The sequence below is a fragment of the Sulfitobacter sp. 1A13679 genome, from assembly GCF_043557115.1.
Classification (GTDB): Bacteria; Pseudomonadota; Alphaproteobacteria; order Rhodobacterales; family Rhodobacteraceae; genus Sulfitobacter; species Sulfitobacter faviae.
In genome coordinates this window covers 15,063-36,168 of the sequence record NZ_JBIFFO010000016.1, presented here as the reverse complement: position 1 = coordinate 36,168, position 21,106 = coordinate 15,063, and the positions used below count along the sequence as shown (strand labels likewise).

Sequence of the window (21,106 nt, the reverse complement as noted above, 5' to 3'; positions counted from 1 at the left end):
TTTCAGTTGCTGCTGGTCAGCGTTAGCACAGCGTCGTTCACCGGTTCAACAGCGGGGCGCAGCCCCAGCAAAGGCGCGATGCGGCGCACCATCTCGGCGGCCACGGGCACGGCGGTCCACCCCGCCGTGCGGCGCGGTTTCGGGCCCGAAGTCTCAACCGGTTCGTCCAGCGTGACGATCAGCACATATTTCGGATCGTTGATCGGAAAGATGCTGGCGAAAGTGTTGATCACCTTGTCGTCGTAATAGCCGCCCGTGGGCTTGGGCTTGTCAGCGGTGCCGGTCTTGCCCGCGATCTGATAGCCCGGCACCTCGGCAAAGCTGGCCGTGCCATCGGTCACCACCTTGCGCAGCATCATCCGCGCCTGCGCGGCGGTCTCTTCGGACATGACGCGGGGGCCGAGTTGGGGGGCGGATTGTTTCAACAACGTGGGCTTTACCGCGCGCCCGCCATTGGCGATGGCGGCATAGCCCGCGGCAAGGTGCATCGGCGTGCTCGACAGCCCGTGGCCGTAGGAGATCGTCACGCTGGACAGCTCGGTCCAGCGGCTCGGCAACAGCGGCTTGCCGCCCGAGGCTTCAACGATCTCAAAGGGGGTCGGCTCAAAGAAACCGAGGCTTTTCAGGAACTCCTGCTGCCGTTCGATACCGATTTCCAGCGCCATCCGGCCCGTGCCCCGGTTCGAGGAATGCACGATGATGTCGGCAACGCTCAGCTTGCCGTAGTTCTTGTTGCGGAATTCGCCGATGCGGAAGCCGCCAACCTTCATCGGGCCGGAGGTGTCGATGATCGTGTCGGCGTTGAACAGCCCCAGTTCCACCGCCTGTGCAGCGGCGAAAATCTTGAAGGTGGAGCCGAGCTCATAGACCCCCTGCACCGCGCGGTTGAACAGCGGGCTGTCCGAGGCATCGCCTTGGGTCAAAGGCCGGGGCCGGTTGTTGGGGTCGAAGTCCGGCAGCGAGGCGACCGAGATCACCTCGCCCGTGTGCACATCCATCAGAATGCTGGTGGCCCCTTTGGCGTTCATCAGCTTCATGCCGCCATAAAGCACCCGCTCCGCCGCGGCCTGCACGGTCAGGTCGAGCGACAGCTCTAGCGGTTTGTTGCCATTGGCCGGGTCGCGCAGATAGTCGTCGAAATACTTCTCGGCCCCCGCCACGCCGATCACCTCGGCGGCATGGACGCCTTCCTTGCCATAGCTCGCCCCGCCCAGCACATGGGCTGCAAGCGAGCCGTTGGGGTAAAGACGCATGTCGCGCGGCGCGAACAAGAGCCCCGGATCGCCGATATCATGCACGGCCTGCATCTGTTCGGGGCTTATTTTCTTCTTGATCCACAGGAACTTGCGCTTGCCTGTGAAATCCTTAATCAGGCGTTCTTCTTTCAGATCGGGAAAAATTTTGACCAGCTTTTTCGCGGCCATCTCCGGGTCGATCATGTGGCGCGGCTGCGCATAGAGCGCGTGGGTCTCGAAATTGGTGGCCAGAAGGTTGCCGTTCCGGTCCGTGATATCCGCGCGCGAGGCCGAGATCACGGCCCCCGGCGCATGGCCGCGCGGCTCGGACGGTTCCGACATCGCCAGCAGACCCATACGTCCGCCAATCACGGTGAAGGCACAAAGGAAACAGACCCCGAGCACAAGAAGCCGCCCCTCGGCGCGCATCCGCGCCTTGTCGCGCATCTGCTCGTGGCGGATGCGCTTGTTCTCACGTTCGATCGCATCGGGGTTTTCCCCCTTCTCGCGGGCGTCGAGGATGCGGGCCAGCGGGCGCAGCGGGGTGCGGATCATTCAACCTTCTCCTCGGAAAGACCGTTCAGCGCCTCGTAATTCATCGTCGAGACATCCACAGGATCGGTGATCGGCAGCAAGGGCTGGGGCGGATAGGCGACTTGATCGACCTGACCAAACTGGCCGGGATGCAGCGGCAGCAGGCCCAGACGGTCAAAGTTCAGATCCGCCAGATCGCGCAGCCGGTCCGGGCGGTTTTGAAAGGCCCATTCGGCGCGCAGCACGGCCAGACGGGCGTGGGCGGCGCGGATATTGGCATGCAGCCTGTCGGCATCGCTTAGCGCCTGCTGGGTCGCGTAATTCTCGCGGTAGGCCCAGAAGGCCAATCCAACCACGGCAATGGTGGTGAGGATATACATTACCGTGCGCATCACTCAGATCCCCCTGACCATCGGCATGCCGATGGTTTTCGCGTCAATCTCACCACTGGGCGCGTCGGTGCGCGTGGCGACCCGCAGCTTGGCCGACCGGCTGCGCGGGTTCTCTGCCAATTCCTGCGCATCGGGGCCAATCGCCTTGCGGGATTTCAGCGTGAACTGCGGCGGCGCCTGCTCAAGCGCGGGGGCGAAACGGTTGGCATTGCCCCCGGCACCGGCACGCGCGGTAAGGAAGCGTTTCACCATGCGGTCCTCGACCGAATGAAAGGTCACCACCGCCAGCTTCCCGCCCGGCTTCAACGCCCGCTCGGCGGCCATAAGCCCCTGAAAAAGTTCGCCATATTCATTGTTCACCGCAATCCGCAGCGCTTGGAAACTGCGGGTTGCCGGATGGCTCTGGCCGGGCTTAGAGCGCGGCAGGCACCCTTCGACCAGCTTTGCCAATTCCAACGTGGTGGTGATCGGCGCTTCTTCGCGGGCACGGACAATGGCCTTGGCGATCCGTCGCGAGGCGCGCTCTTCACCGTATTGAAAGAGGATATTGGCGATCACCTCTTCCTCGGCCTCATTGACCAGATCGGCAGCCGAAGGGCCATCTTGGCTCATCCGCATGTCGAGCGGGCCATCTTTCATGAAGGAAAAGCCACGCTCCGCCTGATCGAGCTGCATGGAGGAAACGCCGAGGTCCAGCACCACGCCATCGAGGTCTTGGGCATATTCGTCCATCCGCGAGAAGACGCCCTGTTGCATGGTGATCCGATCGCCATAGTCACCGGCCCATGAAGCCGCCATCTCAAAGGCCAGCGGATCGCGGTCGACGGCCACCACACGCGCGGCCCCGGCCTCAAGCAAGCCACGGGTATAGCCGCCCGCGCCAAAGGTGCCATCCAGCCAGACCCCCTCTACGGGCGCCACGGCAGATAGGATCGGGCGCAGCAGAACGGGGGTGTGAGGGGCGGAAGGGTCAGAGGCAGCAACCATTCCCTCAGATCTCCATATCACCATCAAGGAACGAGAGCGGATCGACATCGTCGGGCAGTTCCTGCTGCCATGCCTCTTCCTCGGTCTCGTAGGTTTCGGGCTTCCAGATTTGGAAGGTGTCACCGGCGGCGATAAAGAACGCTTCACCGTTGAGTTCAATCTTGTTGCGCAGTTTGGCGGGCAGCACCAAACGGCCCGTCTCATCTACCGTCGTGGGGAAAGACTGGCCGTGGAACAGACGCTGAAGCGCCTTGCGCTGCATGGAGCCACGCGGCATGCGGTCGATCTTGGCGTCAACCTCTTCGATGGCTTCCATGGTGTAGCATTCAAGGTAGTTGCGGCGGTGGTCGCCATAGACGATGACCAGTTCGGGATTGTCGCCGTTCTTCCAGTTCGGGTCGCCAGCCTCCAACACACGCCGAAAAGAGGCTGGGATAGACACCCGCCCCTTCGTATCGACCTTGTGGTGGCTTTCGCCTCTGAACCTGCGGCTCACTTGTTGTCCCTGCCTCTTGCGCCTTTGCGCTTAAACTCGTTGTCCGCCTCAATCCCCTGCCCCGGAAATGGAAACGGCGGGTTGATCTGCTGCCACTGATCAACCCGCCGCCCACGTCCCGCAGCTTGGCGGGGGAAGTCCGACTGCGCGCGCCACCTGGGGGGATGTCTGCTCGCTCGCGCGCCGGATCTCTTTGGTCTGATGAAAGCGAGGTGCCTGTATGAAACCTGCTAGGTTTTGATTTATTTTGGGGTCGTTTGCTGCCCCGTGTCCCGTTCTCATCCGATGCATTAGGGATGCCATGGGAATTGATGGGCGTCTAGATATTTTTTGGATTTCCGCCCAATATTTTGTTTTGCACAGGCTGTGAGAACAACATCTGGTATAACTTTTCGGGTGCCGCGTGGCTTAATTTGGGATTATTTAAGTCCGAAACACTATATCTTGTTAACGAATTGCGACCTGCACAATATCCCACAGTTTCCCACTAAAATTTGCTCACATAGTTATCCACAGGACGTGTTCGTTGCTTGTTCCGCAGAATGCGTCCAGGGCGTTCGAATTGCACGCCAATTCCCGTGGCTGCGAATCGGGCAAGACCCCCAATAGCGCAAGGGGCGCCCATGATTTCCCAGACTTCCCATGCATTCCCGCGACTTTTCCCATGACCTCCCAGCGGCCCATGCTTTCCCAGCCGCACAGCCCCTGCTGTCAGCGGTATCTTGTCCTTTCGGCCCACGCACGGCATGTAATGGCGCGAAACGGAGGGAGTGCATCATGATCCAAGCCACGGCTCTATTCACCCACGCGCTGAACATGCTGTTTCACGCGCCCTCAACCACGCTGCGGGTGATCCTGCCTGCGGTGCTTTGGGTGATGGGGGCCGCCGCTGCAGCGGGCTTGCTGGCGGGGGATGCGCTTGGGGCCATGGATCAGGTGATCGAGAACGCCGCCCCGCCGCCTGCGGGTCAACTTCTGATCCTGATCGCCTGCGGGCTGGCGGGCATCCTTGGCTATGCGCTGATGGCCATCCTCTGGCACCGCTATGTCTTGCTTGATCACGACGGGAGCGCCCTGCGCCCGGGCATGGGGCTTTTCTGGGCCTATGTCTGGCGGGCCATCGTTCTGGGTTTCGTGCAGTTTCTCGCGGCCATTCCCATCGGCCTCGCCATGCTACTCTTGGGCGGGCTGACCGGGTCGAGCCCGGCGGCACTGCTGTTGATCGGGCTGGTGGCGGGGGTGGCCTTTCTTTGGCTGGCGCTGCGGCTCAGCCTCGTGCTGCCCGCCGCCGCTCTTGGCCACGTCATGTCGGTCCGCGACAGCTGGCGCGCGACCGAGCCTTTGGCCGGCACGCTTTGGGCGCTGGCCGTGTTGCTGGCGGTGGTGAACACGTTGCTCGGCGTGATCGCCAGCATGTTGCTGCCCGCCGACCCCGGCCTGCGACTGATGCTGGATTCCCTGCTCTACCTTATAGAGGGGCTGGTTTTCGTCTCGATGCTGACCACACTTTATGGCTACCTGATCGAAGGGCGCGAGCTGGGTTAACCGCCCGCGCCGCCCCCATCAGGCCATGCCACCCTCAATCAAGCCCTTTGCGAGCCGGGCATAGGCATCGGCCATCGGCCCCTCGCCCGCGGCGACTGGCGTACCGCTATCCCCAGCCAAACGGGTATCGAGATCAATCGGCAGGCTGCCCAAAAGCGGCACGCCCATCTTTTCGGCCTCCGCCGCCACACCGCCTTGGCCAAAGATCTCATGCTGAGAGCCACAATCGGGGCAGACGAATGTCGACATATTCTCGATCAATCCTAGCACCGGGGTTTTCAATGTGGCGAACATGTCGAGCGCCTTGCGCGCGTCGATCAGCGCCACGTCCTGAGGCGTGCTGACCACGATGGCGCCCGAAAGCTCGGACTTGGTGCAAAGCGTCAGTTGCACATCGCCGGTGCCGGGTGGCAGATCGACAAGCAGCACGTCCAGTTCACCCCATTCCACTTGCCCGAGCATCTGCTGCAGCGCGCCCATCAGCATCGGCCCACGCCAGACAACGGCCTTGCCCTCCTCCAACATGAAGCCGATCGACATCATGGTGACGCCATGGGCCTGCAAGGGAATGATCGTCTTGCCGTCGGGGCTGGCGGGGCGCTTGTTGACCCCCATCATGCGCGGCTGGCTGGGCCCATAGATATCGGCATCCAGAAGCCCCACCTTGCGCCCGGCCCGCGCCAGCGCCACGGCAAGGTTGGAACTGACGGTGGATTTACCCACACCACCCTTGCCCGAGCCGATGGCGAGGATGCGCTTCACGCCGCTGGGTTTCATCGACCCCTCTTGCGGTTTGGGATGCCCGCCGACCTTGAGACTGGGCGCTTTCGGTGCGGGGCCATGCGCGGTCAGCGCGACCGATACATCACCCACCCCCGGCAGATCGCGGACCACCTGCTCTGCTGCGTCGCGCAAAGGTGCCATCTGCCGCGCGACATCGGCATTGGGCGCTTCGATGACGAATCGAACCTTATCACCTTCGACCACCAGCGCGCGGACCAGATCATGGGACAGCAGGCTCTTGCCGTCGGGCAGTTGCACCCGCGCCAGCGCCGCTTCGACTTCTGCTTTGGTCACAGACATGCGCAAATTCTCCTCTATTACGGCTTCTGAAATGGCAGGTTCTGCGCCAAGCGCAAGGGGACGGCCCCTTTTGCATAGGGAAGAGGCGCAATGCCCAAGGATTACGCAGGGGTACCATGTTTTTGCCGCATAGCAGCATTGCAAAAAGAAATATTGTGCAAGCGCAGCAATTAGCGCTAACTTAGGTTCATAGGCAGAGCCAAGCGCCCCGCTTTCGGAAAGACCAGACACATTCTTCCTCCTCCCGAATGTGTCTGATTTTACCAAGACTTGGATGCATCCACTCCTCCTCCCGGATGCAGGCAAGTTTGGAAAGACCAGACGCGTCCATCCTCCTCCCGGATGTGTCTGTTATTGGCGGCGACATCTACCTCCTCCCAGATGTCGTCGCCCCCTTTCCCCCCACCCCATATATGACAGTTTTATGACCCTGCGCCCTTTTGCCGCGCGGGCAAAACCGTTTTTTATCAACAAGTTGCACCACTCAGAACCTATGCGCTTTCTGCATAGCGGCATTGACTTTATGCCCGTTGTGCAAATGCAGAAAGGGCGTAAATAGCAGGCAACGAGATGATCCACAGATGAAAAAAGAGGCGCCGAAATGGCTTACATGAACACAACCACCGCAAACACAACTTCCGTCTTCGCCCGTATCGGCGGCGCATTCGAAGCACTGGCAACCCGCTACAAGCAGCACCGTCTGTACCGCGAAACTTTCGACGGTCTGAGCGCGTTGAGCAACCGTGAACTGGCCGACCTTGGTCTGAGCCGTTCCGAACTGCGCCGCGTCGCATGGGAATCTTCCCGCGGCTAAGCAGAGATAGAGATCGGACGTCAGAACCCCTCCCTGTTCTGTCGTCTGAAAGCCGGGGTGCGCATCAATTTCCTCCTCCCTGAATGAGGCGGACCCCGCAAGGAGACCCGAAGCCGACCCTCCCTCGACGCTTCGGGCCGACATAGAAACGGCGGCACCTTCCTCCCAAGGTGTCGTCGTTTTTGTTTGTAAGGCCCTGTTTGGACAGGCTTTCGGTAGCCCGCCACAGGATACGCTTTTAGAAGGGCACGTCTTTCCCGCCGGTCAAGAAGCGCGAGACGACCTTTTTGGTCCCGGCCTTCTCAAAGGCGACTTCCATCTTGTCACCTTCGATGCCAATCACTTCGCCATAGCCGAATTTATCGTGGAAAACACGCTCGCCCATCTCAAAGGCGGCGACCGCTTGCATGTCGATCGTGACATTGCGGCTTTCGCGCGGCTGGCTGGTGCCCCGCGCCCCGCTGCGTGATTGCAGGCGTTTCCACCCCGGTGAATTATAGACATTCGCGCTTGCCGCGCGGTCATGTAGATCCGATTGCGGCATGGCCGCGCCAAAACCACCGCCGTAAAGCCCCGGCGGGGTCAGCACATCCACATGTTCTTCGGGCAGCTCATCAATGAAACGCGACGGCATCGCATTCTGCCATTGGCCAAAGACCCGGCGATTGGCGGCGAAAGAGATGGTGCAAATCCGCTCTGCCCGGGTGATGCCGACATAGGCCAGCCGCCGCTCCTCTTCGAGCCCCTTCATCCCGCTTTCATCCATCGAACGCTGCGACGGGAACAGCCCATCTTCCCAGCCTGGCAGGAAAACCATGGGGAATTCCAAGCCCTTGGCCGCGTGCAACGTCATGATCGAGACCTTCTCGCCATCGCCCTCCTGCTCATTATCCATGATCAGGCTGACATGTTCGAGGAAGCCCTGCAGGTTCTCGAACCCTTCCAAGGCTTTGACGAGTTCCTTAAGGTTTTCCAGCCGCCCCGGCGCTTCGGGCGTTTTGTCATTCTGCCACATGCCGGTGTAGCCGCTTTCGTCGAGAATCATCTCGGCCAATTCGACATGGGACACTTCGGGCGGGCCGTAATCCACCCGCAACGGCGCGGCACCATCATCGAGCACCGAGTCGTCCTCGCTGATCTCGATCCGCGGACCTTGCAGCATGGACGACCAACGGTCGATCCCGTCGATCAAAAGCCGCAGTTGCGCCGCCCCTTTGCCGCTGATCCCGCCATGGGCGAGAAGGATTCGTGCGCCTTCGACAAGGTTCACCCCATGATCCCGCGCCGTGCGCTGGATTTTCTGCTGCGCCTTTTCGCCCAAACCCCGCTTGGGCGTGTTCACGATCCGCTCGAAAGCCAGATCATCATCGGGGCTGGTGACCACGCGGAAATAGGCCATGGCGTCGCGGATTTCCAAACGCTCATAGAACCGCGGGCCGCCAATCACCTTATAAGGCAGGCCAATGGTCAAAAACCGGTCCTCAAAGGCGCGCATCTGGTGGCTCGCCCGGACGAGAATCGCCATATCGTCAAGCGAGAAGGGGTCGAGCCCCCTCGTTCCACGCTGCGCGGATTCGATCTCATCCCCGATCCAACGGGCCTCTTCCTCGCCATCCCAATGGCCGATCAGGCGGACCTTTTCGCCCTCGGTCTCTTCGGTCCAGAGCGTCTTGCCCAAGCGCCCCTCATTGCCCGCGATCACGCCCGAGGCGGCGGCGAGGATATGCGGGGTGGAGCGGTAATTCTGCTCAAGCTTGACCACATGGGCGCCGGGAAAATCCGTTTCAAACCGCAGGATGTTGCCCACTTCAGCCCCGCGCCAGCCATAGATCGACTGGTCGTCGTCGCCCACGCAACAGATGTTCTTGTGCCCCTGCGCCAAAAGCCGCAGCCACAGATATTGGGCCACATTGGTATCCTGATATTCGTCGACGAGGATGTATTTGAACCAGCGCTGATACTGCGCCAACACATCCGGGTGCGCCTGGAAAATCGTCACCATATGGAGCAGCAAATCGCCGAAATCGGTCGCGTTCAATTCGATCAGACGACGTTGATATTGCGCGTAAATCTCCGGCCCGCGGTGGTTGTATGCCCCGGCATCCGCGCTCGGGATCTTGTCCGGGGTCAGCGCGCGGTTTTTCCAGCCGTCGATGATCCCCGCCAGCATCCGCGCGGGCCAGCGCTTGTCGTCGATCCCTTCGGCGGCGACCAATTGTTTGAGCAGGCGCAACTGGTCATCCGTATCGAGAATCGTGAAATTGCTTTTCAGTCCCACCAATTCCGCATGCCGCCGCAGCAGCTTGACGCAGATCGCGTGAAAGGTGCCGAGCCATGGCATCCCCTCAACCTGCTGGCCCAGCATCTGGCCCACGCGGGTCTTCATTTCCCGCGCGGCCTTGTTGGTGAAGGTGACCGCCAGAACCTCATGCGGGCGCGCGCGCCCGGTGTTGAGCAGATGCACGATTCGCGCCGTCAACGCCCGCGTTTTGCCGGTGCCCGCCCCGGCGAGCATCAGTACGGGGCCATCCAACGTCTCGACCGCGGCCCGTTGGGCGGGGTTCAACCCCTCCAGATAAGGCTGCGGACGCGCGGCCATGGCGCGGGCGGACAGGGAGGCACCCTCAAAGGCGTCCATTTCGTCAAAATCACTCATGCCCGCAATCTAGCGCGTCCGGGGTACGAGATAAAGAGACGTTCCTCAAATGTTCTTTCGAAAGATATTCAAGTCCCGATTTTGCGCCACTGCGGGCAAAACCGGGTGAATTTAAAATGCGGGGGAAATCTTTACCCGTTGATAATGCTTTGGCGGCAATCTGCTGCCACAACGATAAACAAGAGGAACCGCTCATGTTCAGAAACGATGATACTTCGGTCCTGCGCCGAGAGATTGACCGGTTCAAGCTGCCGATGTTCATTGCGGAATTGAACGCGGACAGCGGGCATTTCGAACTTTTGGCCCTTAACACCGCGCATGAGGCGCATAGCGGCATGGTGATGAGTGAGGTGATAAACCGCCCCCTGCACAGTTTCATGCCCCATGAAGAGGCCGAGGCGGTCAATGAACGCTATGCGCGCTGCGTCTCGAACGCGGGGCAAATCCGCTATCGCGAGATGCTGCATATGCCGCGCGGGCCGCTGATTTGGGACACCACGTTGCATCATGTGCAATCCTACCGCGGTCTTGACCGGGTGGTGGGCAGCGCCATTGTCGTGGAGCGGGTGCAGCGGGACAACCGCGATACCCTCGCTTTTGAGGATGTGCGCTATTTCGCGGCGACATCTTCGTTCAAACTCGAACAAATCTCGACGGTGCTGGATGCCGCCGAAAAGGGGCTGATCGATCCGGCGAAGCTTACCGGGTCGGCGGGGATGCTGGCCGGGCTCTGCCGCGCCATCGACAGCACCATGCAAGAGCTACGCTCGATCGCGCAGGAACGGCTGGACGCCGAGGCCAATCCGACCGTTCATCTGATCGACATGGAAGGCGCCGCCGCCAGCGAAGGTGACGAAATCGAAGCAGCCATCGCGGCGCTTGTCGATATGGCCGACAACCTACCGACACCGCCGGGCCGCAAGGTAAGCGAGGCCGCACCGCTCGCCCGGTCCGTTTTCCGACAGTAACTGGTTGCGCCCCACCCGGACGGCAGCACCCTCACCCCGGCTCCGACGCAGCCACGCCATCTGGACAATCCGTAACCCTTTGGCGCAAATGCCGCCATGGACCTACATGCAACCTACCCCGCCCTCTCGGACCTTCGCAGCCGCGCGCAGTCGCGCCTGCCTAAATTCGTTTGGGAATACCTTGATTCCGCCACCGGGACGGAGGCCACCAAACACCGCAACCGCGCGGCCCTAGACCGCGTCGGGCTGATGCCTTCGGTGTTGCACGGCGAATTCACACCTGACCTCAGCGTCGATCTGATGGGGCAAAAGCTCCCCCTGCCCTTCGGCATGTCCCCCTTGGGCATGTCCGGCCTGATCTGGCCCGATGCCGAAGCCCATCTTGCCCGCGCGGCGGGTCGCGCCGGCATCCCCTTCGGCCTGTCCACCGTGGCCGCGACCTGCCCGGAAGATGTAGCGCCCCATTTGGGCGCGCATGGTTGGTTCCAGCTCTACCCCCCGCGCGACCCGGAAATTCGAACCGATATGCTGGCGCGGGCCAAGGCTGCGGGTTTCACGACTTTGGTCCTGACCGTCGACGTACCGGTCGCCTCGCGCCGTGAGCGGCAAACCCGTTCGGGCCTGACCAGCCCGCCCAAACTGACCCCGCGGCTGATGGCGCAGGTCGGGTTGCGCCCGGCTTGGGCGATGGGCATGGCGCGCCGGGGTCTGCCACATATGAAAATGCTCGACAAATACACCGAAGGCACGGCCACCGCGAACCTGCCGCCGACCGCGCATGTGGGCTATCTGCTGCGCACCGCGCCCGATTGGGATTATCTGCATTGGCTGCGCGACCACTGGCCGGGGCCGCTGGTGATTAAAGGCGTGCTGCGCCCCGAAGACGCCACGGAGATGGAAAGGGCCGGGGCCGATGCGATCTGGGTCTCGAACCACGCTGGCCGGCAGTTCGACGCGGCCCCCGCCAGCGCTGAGGCGCTGCCCGCCATTCGTGCCGCCACGAAACTGCCCGTGATCTTTGACAGCGGCGTGGAATCGGGCCTTGATATCCTGCGTGCCTTCGCGCTCGGCGCGGATTTCGTCATGCTGGGCCGGGCCTTCCACTTTGCCCTCGCCGCCCTTGGGCCGCGCGGGGTAGATCACCTGATCGATGTGCTAGCCCGCGACCTGACCGCCAATATGGGGCAGCTGGGCGCACGGAACCTGCGCGACCTCCCTCCCCCCTTTGATCTGTCGCCGCTCTGATCGGAAAGCTTGCAGAAATGTGACAAAGACGGCCACAGCCCTCTTGCGCTGCACCGCAGCATCCCTAAGCTGCCTTTAAAACCAGCAGGGGAGACCAGCCAGTGACCGATTTTAAAAAGATCCTGATCGCGAACCGTGGTGAGATCGCGATCCGCATCATGCGCGCCGCCAATGAGATGGGCAAGAAAACGGTCGCGGTCTACGCCGAAGAGGACAAGCTGGGCCTGCACCGTTTCAAAGCGGATGAGGCCTATCGCATCGGTGAAGGTCTCGGCCCCGTCGCGGCCTATCTCAGCATCGACGAGATGATCCGTGTGGCCAAGGCGTCGGGTGCCGATGCCATCCATCCGGGCTATGGCCTGCTGTCGGAAAACCCGGAATTCGTCGATGCCTGCGAGAAGAACGGCATCACCTTCATCGGCCCGCGGGCCGAGACGATGCGCGCCTTGGGGGACAAAGCCTCTGCCCGCCGCGTCGCGATGGAGGCGGGCGTGCCGGTCATCCCCGCCACCGAAGTGCTGGGCGAAGACATGGACGCGATCCGCGCCGAGGCGGCCGAGGTCGGCTATCCGCTGATGCTCAAAGCTTCTTGGGGTGGCGGCGGGCGCGGGATGCGGCCGATCATGTCCGAAAAGGAACTGGAGGAGAAAGTCCGCGAAGGACGCCGCGAGGCCGAAGCCGCTTTCGGCAATGGCGAGGGCTATCTGGAAAAGATGATCCTGCGCGCCCGCCATGTCGAAGTGCAGATCCTCGGCGATAAACAGGGCGACATTTACCATCTGTACGAACGCGACTGCTCGGTCCAGCGCCGCAACCAAAAGGTCGTCGAACGCGCCCCCGCCCCCTATCTGTCTGAAGACCAACGCGCCGAAATCTGCGAATTGGGCCGCAAAATCTGCGCCCATGTGAACTATGAATGCGCGGGCACCGTCGAATTCCTGATGGATATGGAAACCGGCAATTTCTACTTCATCGAGGTGAACCCCCGCGTCCAGGTCGAACATACCGTGACCGAAGAGGTCACCGGCATCGACATCGTCCGCGCCCAGATCCTCATTGCCGAGGGCAAACCGCTGGCCGAAGCGACGGGCAAGGCGCGGCAAGAGGACATCACCCTCACCGGCCATGCGCTGCAAACCCGCGTCACCACCGAAGACCCGCAGAACAATTTCATCCCCGACTATGGCCGCATCACCGCCTACCGCTCGGCCACCGGCATGGGCATCCGGCTCGACGGTGGCACGGCTTACGCAGGCGGGGTCATCACGCGTTATTACGACAGCCTGCTGACCAAGGTCACCGCCAAGGCGCCGACGCCCGAGATGGCCATCGCCCGCATGGACCGCGCCCTGCGCGAATTCCGGGTGCGCGGGGTCAGCACCAACATCGCCTTTGTCGAGAACCTGCTGAAACACCCGACGTTTCTGAACAACGAATACACCACCAAATTCATCGACGAGACGCCCGAGCTGTTCCAGTTCGAGCAGCGCCGCGACCGCGCGACCAAGGTGCTGACCTATATCGCCGACATCACCGTAAACGGCCATCCAGAGACCAAGGGCCACGCCCTGCCCGCCGCCCATGTCCGTGACCCGAGGCCGCCCGCGCTGCGCGGCGAGCCGCAGATGGGCACGCGTAACCTCTTGGAACAAAAGGGCCCCGAGGCCGTGGCCGAGTGGATGGGCCAACAGCGTCAACTGCTCATCACCGACACTACCATGCGCGATGCGCATCAGTCGCTCTTGGCCACGCGGATGCGCAGCCTCGATATGATCAAGGTGGCCCCCGCCTATGCCGCCAATCTGCCGCAGCTCTTCTCGGTCGAATGCTGGGGCGGGGCGACCTTCGATGTGGCCTATCGCTTCTTGCAGGAATGCCCGTGGCAACGCCTGCGCGACCTGCGCGCGGCCCTGCCCAATGTGATGACCCAGATGCTGCTGCGCGCCTCCAACGGGGTGGGCTATACCAATTACCCCGACAATGTGGTGCAGAAATTCGTGTCTACGGCGGCCAATACCGGCGTCGATGTGTTCCGCGTGTTCGACAGTCTCAACTGGGTTGAGAACATGCGCGTGGCGATGGACGCAGTCGTAGAATCCGGCAAGATTTGCGAGGGCACGATCTGCTACACGGGCGACATCTTTGACCCGGACCGGGCGAAATACGACCTTCAGTATTACGTCAATATGGGCAAGGAACTGAAAGCCGCCGGCGCGCATGTGTTGGGGCTGAAAGACATGGCAGGCCTGTTGAAACCCGCTCAGGCCCGCGCGCTCGTCAAGGCGTTGAAATCCGAGGTTGGTCTGCCGATCCATTTCCACACCCATGACACGGCGGGCAGTGCCACGGCCACCATCCTCGCCGCCTCTGAGGCGGGCGTCGATGCGGTCGACTGCGCGATGGATGCGCTTTCGGGCAACACCTCTCAGGCGACGCTCGGCACAGTGGTTTCGGCCCTGCAACATACCGACCGCGACACCGGGATCGACATGAAAGCCGTGCGCGAAATCTCTGATTACTGGGAAGAAGTGCGCGGCCATTATGCCGCCTTTGAGACCGGGATGCAGGCGCCCTCCTCCGAGGTTTACCTGCACGAAATGCCCGGTGGGCAGTTCACGAACCTCAAAGCGCAGGCTGCCTCTATGGGGCTGGAAGACCGCTGGCCCGAGGTGGCGCGCACCTATGCGGACGTGAACCAGATGTTCGGCGATATCGTGAAGGTCACGCCCTCGTCCAAAGTCGTGGGCGACATGGCGTTGATGATGGTCTCCCAAGGGCTGACCCGGGCGCAGGTCGAAGACCCGAATGTCGATGTCTCCTTCCCCGACAGCGTGATCGACATGATGCGCGGCAACCTCGGCCAGCCGCCGAACGGCTTCCCGGCAGGCATCGTCAAGAAGGTGCTGAAAGGCGAGACGCCGAACACCGAACGCCCCGGCAAACACCTGGAACCCGTCGATATCGAAGCCGTGCGCAAAGAGCTTTCCGAGCAGTTGGACGGCCTGCAGATCGACGACGAAGACCTCTGCGGCTATCTGATGTATCCCAAGGTTTTCCTCGACTACATGGGCCGCCACCGCGTCTATGGCCCGGTGCGCACCCTGCCCACACATACCTTCTTCTACGGCATGGAACCGGGGGCAGAGATCTCGGCCGAGATCGATCCCGGCAAAACCTTGGAAATCCGTCTTCAGGCCGAATCTGAGGCCGGAGAGGATGGCGAGGTGAAGGTCTTCTTTGAACTCAACGGCCAGCCGCGGGTGATCCGCGTGGCGAACCGGCTGGTCAAGGATGCCACCGTGCAGCGCCCAAAGGCCGAGGCGGGCAATCCCGATCACATCGGCGCGCCGATGCCGGGGGTCGTGGCCTCCGTCGGGGTGAAGGCGGGCCAGCAGGTCAAGGCGGGCGACCTGATTTTGACCATCGAAGCGATGAAGATGGAGACGGGCCTCCACGCAGAACGCGATGCGGTGGTAAAGGCCGTGCATGTGCAGGCCGGTGGCCAGATCGATGCGAAGGACCTGCTTGTCGAGTTAGAGTAAATCACCCCCGGGCGCGGCCCCTTGCCGCGCCCCCACAAGGAGCGAGCCGATGCATCTCTCTGCGATAACCCTGATCGTCCCCGACTATGACGCCGGCATCGCCTTTTACTGCGGCGTCATGGGGTTCGAACTGACTGAGGACGTCGACCAAGGCCGCAAACGCTGGGTCCGCGTCACCCCGCCCGGCGCTGAGACGGGGTTTGTTCTGGCCCGGGCGGACGGAGAGGCGCAGCGCGCCGCCATCGGCAATCAGGGTGCGGGCCGTGTTTGGCTGTTCTTGAAGGCTAAGGATTTCGCGGCGGAATTCGACCGTCTGACCGCTGCGGGCGTGACCTTCGAAGAAGAACCGCGTCATGAGCCCTATGGCAAAGTGGCCGTTTTTCGCGATCCTTTCGGAAACCGTTGGGATTTGCTGGGTGATTGACCCCTCCCGCGGCTCCGCGCCGCATTGCCATTGCCCGGCCCATCGCTATTTTGGCTTTTGACTGAGCCTGAGCGATCCCATGCCCTACGAATGGACCACCCCGCCCCGCGCCACTCCGCAGCAGATGCGCCTTTGGCCGCATCAATCCCTGCCCGCGCGCGGTTTTGCGGCCTTTATGCTGGCCACTTTTACGCTGGCTATGATTCCGCTTTTCGCCATGCTCGGCACCGCCCTGCTCTGGGGGCTGCTGCCCTTCGTGCTTCTGGCCTTGGGGGCGGTCTATTGGGCCTTGCAACACAATCACCGCGCCCGCCAGATCGAAGAGGTGCTGACCCTCGACGACACCACGGCGCGGCTGGTGCACACCACCGCCAAGGGCGAGGTCAAGGATTGGGACTGTAACCGCTATTGGACCCAAGTGAAGAAATACGACGATGACGGCCCCGTGCCGCATTACGTCACCCTACGCGGCGAGGGCCGCGAGGTTGAGATCGGCGCCTTTCTCAGCGAAGAAGAGCGCATCGCGCTTTACGACGATCTGGCACGGCATCTGCGGAACTGAAAAGGGCCAGACACCGAAAAGGGCCAGACCTTACGGCCCAGCCCTCTGTTTTTCAACTCAAGCGCGGCTCAGCTCAGGCGGTCTTTAATGACCGGTCCCACTGCGCCGAAATCCATTTGGCCGGTATAACGCTCTTTCAGCAGCCCCATAACCTTGCCCATGTCGCGGATCGAGGTCGCACCGACATCGGCCACGGCCTTATCCACGGCGGCGGCGGTTTCGGTGACGCTGAGCTGCCTTGGCAGGAATTCTTCGATCACCTCGACCTCTTCGCGCTCGCGCTCCGCAAGGTCCAGCCGTCCGCCCTCTTCATAGGCGCGCGCCGATTCCTGACGCTGTTTGGCCATTTTGCTGAGGATGCCCAGCACCTCGGCATCCGACACGCCTTCATCCTTGCCGTTGGCCCGGGCGGCGATGTCCTTGTCCTTGATCGCGGCATTGATCAGCCGCAGCGTCGAAAGCCGGTCCGCCGCCTTGTCTTTCATGGCCTGTTTCAAAGCATCCGAGATGCGCATCCGCAATGACATGGTGGTTTCCTGTGTTTCGCTAAATCCAAGGGTCGCAGCTTAGCGGCTCTCTCGCTGCGGAGCAATGGGGGGCGACCACAGGTAAACCCCTGTTCTGAAACGATATCTCATTTCCCTCCGCCTATTGACCCCGCGCCCGCGCGGGATTAGGTTGCCACCCGTTTACCCGCCCCTTTCTGCCCGGAGACTGCCCCATGTCCGCGCCCGCTCGCCCACGCCCAACCGCCTGCCTTGCCCTTGCGGATGGATCGATTTTCTACGGCATGGGGTTTGGCGCGACCGGCCAGACCGTGGCGGAGTTGTGCTTCAACACCGCGATGACCGGCTACCAAGAGATCATGACCGACCCGTCCTATGCGGGCCAGATCGTGACCTTCACCTTCCCGCATATCGGCAATGTGGGCACCAATCCCGAAGATGATGAGACGGGCGATCCGGTCGCTGCGGGCATGGTCGTCAAATGGATGCCCACCACGCCCAGCAGCTGGCGCAACATTCAGCCGCTGTCGGATTGGCTGGCGTCGCGCGGGCGCATCGCCATCGGCGGTGTCGACACCCGCCGCCTGACCCGCGCAATCCGCCAGCAAGGTGCGCCGCACGCCGCCCTCGCCCACGACCCGGATGGTAACTTCGACATCGAAGCGCTGGTCGCCGCCGCGCGCGATTTTGCCGGGCTCGAAGGGATGGATCTGGCCAAGGACGTGACCTGCGCCCAGACCTATCGCTGGAACGAAATGCGGTGGGCATGGCCCGACGGCTACGCGCCGCAAACAGAAGCCAAGCACAAGGTCGTCGCCGTGGACTATGGCGCGAAACGCAACATCCTGCGCTGCCTCGCTTCTGCGGGCTGCGATGTCACCGTGCTGCCTGCCACCGCGACCTATGACGACATCATGGCCCATGAGCCCGATGGCGTCTTCCTCTCCAACGGTCCGGGTGATCCGGCGGCGACGGGCGCCTATGCCGTGCCGATGATCCGCGAGGTTCTGGACAAAACCGATCTGCCGGTCTTTGGCATTTGTCTTGGCCACCAGATGCTTGCACTGGCCCTCGGCGCGACCACGGTCAAGATGAGTCACGGCCACCACGGCGCCAACCACCCGGTCAAGGATTACGACACCGGCAAGGTCGAGATCACCTCGATGAACCACGGTTTCGCGGTCGACGGGCAATCCCTGCCCGAGGGCGTGCGCGAGACGCATGTCTCGCTCTTTGACGGGTCGAACTGTGGCATCCGCGTCGATGGCCGCCCGATCTGGTCGGTCCAGCACCACCCCGAAGCCAGCCCCGGCCCGCAAGACAGCTACTACCTGTTCGAACGGTTCAGCGAAGCGATGGCCGAGCGCAGCGCGTAAAATTTTCTACATGCACTGATTGCACAGGCGGCTTTTAACTCTCGATTAACGGTCGCCTGCCAGTCTCATTCCGGAACCTCGATGGGGCACGGAATGAGCAACCTTCGCCTGAAACTCTCAGCGCCGCGGATGGCCACCGCGCCCGCCCGCCGGATGCGGTTGGGCCAACATTTGATCGCCGCGGGGGTCATCGGCCCGCGCGATCTGCTGCACGGGCTTGACCTACAGCGCCGCATCGACGCCCCTCTGGGCGAAGTTCTGGCCACCGAAGGCTTGGTCGCCCCCGATGACATCGTCAAAGCGCTTGCCCGGCAATATGGCGCCCAACCTGTCGACTTGACCCGCAGCCCCTGCGATCAACGTCTTGCGGCTCGGATACCCGCGCGTCTCTGTCTGCAATTCGGTGCCGTGCCATGGCTAGAACTGGGGGACCGGCTTTTCGTGGCCAGCGGTCGCCCCGCGGATTTTCCTCACCTTTGCAACGCCTTGGGGGAGCGGGGGAAAACTTTGGTGCTGGTCGTCGCCGACCCCCGGCAGGTGCAGACCCAGATCGGCAGGCTCTATGCCGCGGAACTGGCGGAACATGCCGTCACCCGCGTGGCGGATGCAGAAAGCTGTCGAAACTGGGGCGTGCGCAGCTGGAAACGGCGGTTTGCGCTGCGGGGTATTCTGCTGTCGCTCTTTGCGCTATTGGTGCTTTTCCCCTCCGCCCTCCTTACGATCGCTCTCCTCTGTGGCGCGCTCACTCTGCTGCTAGCCAGCGGACTCAAAGCCGCGGCCCTTTGGGCCTCTCTCACCCGGCCCAAGCCCCCACGGTCGCCGCCGAATGCCGCAGAGATTAAGGGATTTCGCCTGCCCCGTGTCTCGGTCCTCGTGCCCTTGCTGCATGAGGAAGAGATCGCGCAGGCGCTGATCGCGCGGCTTTCGCGGCTCACCTACCCGAAATCGCTGCTGGAGGTGGTTCTGGTCCTCGAAGCGAGTGACAAGCTCACCCGAGCGACCATCGCACGCACACCCTTGCCGCCATGGATCAGCGCGATCGAAGTGCCCGATGCCGGCGCGCTTAAAACCAAACCCCGCGCGCTGAATTACGCGCTCAATTTCTGCCGCGGCAGCATTATCGGCGTTTGGGATGCGGAGGATGCGCCGGAGCCGGACCAGATCGAACAGATTGTCACCCGCTTTCACAACGCGCCCGAAAATACCGCTTGTTTGCAGGGGGTTCTGGATTTCTACAACAGCCGCGGCAATTGGATGGCCCGCTGTTTTGCGATCGAGTATGCGACTTGGTGGCGGGTGATCCTACCGGGCGTGGCCCGGCTGGGGCTGGTCGTCCCGCTGGGCGGCACCACGCTGTTTTTCCGGCGCGACATCCTCGAACGGCTCGGCGCTTGGGACGCCCATAACGTGACCGAGGATGCCGATCTGGGCCTCCGGCTGGCGCGGCGCGGCTATGTGACCGAACTGATGCGCACCACCACTTTTGAAGAGGCCAATTGCCGCCCCTGGCCTTGGGTGCGGCAACGATCCCGTTGGCTGAAGGGATATCTCATCACTTGGGCGGTCCATATGCAAAGACCGCGCGCCCTGCTGAAAGACCTCGGCCCCCTGCGGTTCATCGGCGTGCAGGCGATCTTTCTCGCCACGGTTTCACAATTCGCCCTCGCGCCACTTCTCTGGTCGCTGTGGCTGAGTTTTTTCGGGCTGTATCACCCGGTCACGGACTGGCTTGCGCCACCCGTCCTGACGGCGATCTTCGCGCTGTTCATTATGTCGGAAATGCTGAACTTCTGCGCCGCCACCATCGCGGTCTCAAACCGGGGTCAACGGCATCTACTGCCTTGGGTCATCACCTGCCCGCTCTACCTCGGATTTGGCGCCTTGGCCGCCGCCAAAGCGCTGATTGAGCTCTATCGCAGCCCACATTTCTGGGACAAAACCGCCCATGGGCATACTCTGCCGCGCTATGTAAAACCCCGCAAAAGGCTCAAAAATCATCCTCGCGCCGGGCCGCTTCCTGCTTCAAACGCGTCATGAAGGCGACGGAGATATGCGTGCGCAGCGCCTCATCCGCGCCATCCTCATCGCGGGCTTCGATCATCTCCACGATGCGGTTATGTTCGGCCTGCGCAATCTCCCCCCGCCCCTCCACCGCGAGGGATGAGGTCGCCATCAAGGCCATGGAGCGATGCACGAGATCAAGCTGCTGCACCAAATAGCGGTTGTGCGACGCCAGATGGATCTGCTTGTGAAACCGTTTGTTCGCCCGTGCCAGCGCGTTGGGATTGCCCGCCAGCGCGTTGTCGGCATCCACCATCTCGCGCAGCACGCGCACCTCCTCGGCGGTGGCATGGCGCGCGGCCAGACGCGCGGCCAGCCCCTCCAGCTCGCCCCGGACGACGTAAAGCTCGGCCATCTGGTTGTGATCCAGCGAGGCCACGATCAGGCTACGCCCGTCACGCATCAGCAAGGATTGCGTCTCAAGCCGTTGTAATGCCTCACGGATCGGCGTTCGCGAGACGCCGAAACGCTCGGCCAATTCGCTCTCCACCAAGCGGTCACCAGGGCGATAGGTGCCAATGTCGATGGCCTCCAGAATCATCGAATAGGCGTCGGTCGGGCCGGTCTTGGGGTCGGGCATCAGCTATCAGTCCTTGAAAGTTGCGCCACCTTACTCACCGCGACCATTTGCGCAACCCGGCAGGGCTTGCGCGGCTGCGCGTCTCGGCCTACCTCTGCGC

Annotated in this window: 17 protein-coding genes; 9 read left to right on the top strand and 8 right to left on the bottom strand. The window is 62.2% G+C overall.

What is annotated here, in order from left to right:
* Positions 1 to 2 precede the first annotated feature (2 nt).
* Genes ACGYLA_RS13295 through mraZ form a run of 4 tightly spaced genes read right to left on the bottom strand, consistent with a single transcriptional unit; the run spans position 3 to position 3,644 of the window.
* Complete coding sequence (locus ACGYLA_RS13295; protein WP_394412074.1) at positions 3 to 1,790, bottom strand: peptidoglycan D,D-transpeptidase FtsI family protein; 1,788 nt, start codon at positions 1,788 to 1,790, stop codon at positions 3 to 5.
* Positions 1,787 to 2,161, bottom strand: a complete 375-nt coding sequence (locus ACGYLA_RS13290; protein WP_394412071.1) for a cell division protein FtsL — start codon at positions 2,159 to 2,161, stop codon at positions 1,787 to 1,789. Before ACGYLA_RS13290 ends, ACGYLA_RS13295 begins: the two co-directional genes overlap by 4 nt.
* 3 nt (positions 2,162 to 2,164) lie before the next feature.
* Positions 2,165 to 3,148, bottom strand: coding sequence for a 16S rRNA (cytosine(1402)-N(4))-methyltransferase RsmH (gene rsmH, locus ACGYLA_RS13285; protein ID WP_394433066.1), 984 nt, complete (start codon positions 3,146 to 3,148; stop codon positions 2,165 to 2,167).
* Between the two features lie 4 nt (positions 3,149 to 3,152).
* Positions 3,153 to 3,644 (bottom strand): division/cell wall cluster transcriptional repressor MraZ, encoded by a 492-nt coding sequence (gene mraZ, locus ACGYLA_RS13280; protein ID WP_082851962.1) that lies wholly within the window; start codon positions 3,642 to 3,644, stop codon positions 3,153 to 3,155.
* A gap of 777 nt (positions 3,645 to 4,421) precedes the next feature.
* Between mraZ and ACGYLA_RS13275 the strand changes: the two genes are divergently transcribed.
* Positions 4,422 to 5,189 carry a hypothetical protein gene (locus tag ACGYLA_RS13275; protein WP_394433064.1) on the top strand — a complete coding sequence of 256 codons (768 nt, stop codon included), beginning with the start codon at positions 4,422 to 4,424 and terminating at the stop codon, positions 5,187 to 5,189.
* Positions 5,190 to 5,207: 18 nt separating this feature from the next.
* Here ACGYLA_RS13275 and ACGYLA_RS13270 read toward each other — a convergent pair whose 3' ends face one another.
* The gene (locus ACGYLA_RS13270) at positions 5,208 to 6,272 is read right to left on the bottom strand and encodes an Mrp/NBP35 family ATP-binding protein (protein ID WP_394433062.1); all 1,065 of its coding nucleotides are present in this window, start codon (positions 6,270 to 6,272) and stop codon (positions 5,208 to 5,210) included.
* Between the two features lie 601 nt (positions 6,273 to 6,873).
* Here ACGYLA_RS13270 and ACGYLA_RS13265 point away from each other — a divergent pair.
* A complete protein-coding gene (locus tag ACGYLA_RS13265; protein WP_067262642.1) occupies positions 6,874 to 7,086 on the top strand; it encodes a DUF1127 domain-containing protein in 213 nt (70 codons plus the stop codon).
* 238 nt (positions 7,087 to 7,324) lie between these two features.
* On the opposite strand, the gene ACGYLA_RS13260 is transcribed toward ACGYLA_RS13265, so the two are convergent.
* Positions 7,325 to 9,742, bottom strand: a complete 2,418-nt coding sequence (locus ACGYLA_RS13260; RefSeq protein ID WP_394433060.1) for an ATP-dependent helicase — start codon at positions 9,740 to 9,742, stop codon at positions 7,325 to 7,327.
* Positions 9,743 to 9,936: 194 nt separating this feature from the next.
* On the opposite strand from ACGYLA_RS13260, the gene ACGYLA_RS13255 reads away from it, so the two are divergent.
* The 5 genes from ACGYLA_RS13255 to ACGYLA_RS13235 all read left to right on the top strand — a co-directional run bounded on the left by ACGYLA_RS13255 (position 9,937) and on the right by ACGYLA_RS13235 (position 16,483).
* The gene (locus ACGYLA_RS13255) at positions 9,937 to 10,710 is read left to right on the top strand and encodes a hypothetical protein (protein ID WP_394416395.1); all 774 of its coding nucleotides are present in this window, start codon (positions 9,937 to 9,939) and stop codon (positions 10,708 to 10,710) included.
* Between the two features lie 96 nt (positions 10,711 to 10,806).
* The gene (locus ACGYLA_RS13250) at positions 10,807 to 11,955 is read left to right on the top strand and encodes an alpha-hydroxy acid oxidase (RefSeq protein ID WP_394433058.1); all 1,149 of its coding nucleotides are present in this window, start codon (positions 10,807 to 10,809) and stop codon (positions 11,953 to 11,955) included.
* Between the two features lie 101 nt (positions 11,956 to 12,056).
* Complete coding sequence (locus ACGYLA_RS13245) at positions 12,057 to 15,497, top strand: pyruvate carboxylase (protein WP_394433056.1); 3,441 nt, start codon at positions 12,057 to 12,059, stop codon at positions 15,495 to 15,497.
* 49 nt (positions 15,498 to 15,546) lie between these two features.
* Positions 15,547 to 15,921, top strand: coding sequence for a VOC family protein (locus tag ACGYLA_RS13240; protein WP_394433054.1), 375 nt, complete (start codon positions 15,547 to 15,549; stop codon positions 15,919 to 15,921).
* A gap of 79 nt (positions 15,922 to 16,000) precedes the next feature.
* Entirely contained in the window at positions 16,001 to 16,483 is a 483-nt protein-coding gene (locus ACGYLA_RS13235) for a DUF2244 domain-containing protein (RefSeq protein WP_168611976.1), read from the top strand.
* A gap of 68 nt (positions 16,484 to 16,551) precedes the next feature.
* Here the strand turns inward: ACGYLA_RS13235 and ACGYLA_RS13230 are convergent, their stop codons facing one another.
* Positions 16,552 to 17,010 (bottom strand): GatB/YqeY domain-containing protein, encoded by a 459-nt coding sequence (locus ACGYLA_RS13230; protein WP_067262660.1) that lies wholly within the window; start codon positions 17,008 to 17,010, stop codon positions 16,552 to 16,554.
* A 194-nt stretch (positions 17,011 to 17,204) separates the two neighbouring features.
* Here ACGYLA_RS13230 and carA point away from each other — a divergent pair, with 194 nt between their 5' ends.
* Positions 17,205 to 18,365: a glutamine-hydrolyzing carbamoyl-phosphate synthase small subunit gene (carA, locus tag ACGYLA_RS13225; RefSeq protein WP_271693360.1), complete on the top strand. Its 1,161-nt coding sequence runs from the start codon at positions 17,205 to 17,207 to the stop codon at positions 18,363 to 18,365.
* Between the two features lie 93 nt (positions 18,366 to 18,458).
* Positions 18,459 to 20,402, top strand: coding sequence for a glycosyltransferase family 2 protein (locus ACGYLA_RS13220; RefSeq protein WP_394433051.1), 1,944 nt, complete (start codon positions 18,459 to 18,461; stop codon positions 20,400 to 20,402).
* On the opposite strand, the gene ACGYLA_RS13215 is transcribed toward ACGYLA_RS13220, so the two are convergent.
* Entirely contained in the window at positions 20,353 to 21,006 is a 654-nt protein-coding gene (locus tag ACGYLA_RS13215) for a GntR family transcriptional regulator (protein ID WP_209217897.1), read from the bottom strand. The genes ACGYLA_RS13220 and ACGYLA_RS13215 overlap by 50 nt on opposite strands.
* Positions 21,007 to 21,106 lie beyond the last annotated feature (100 nt).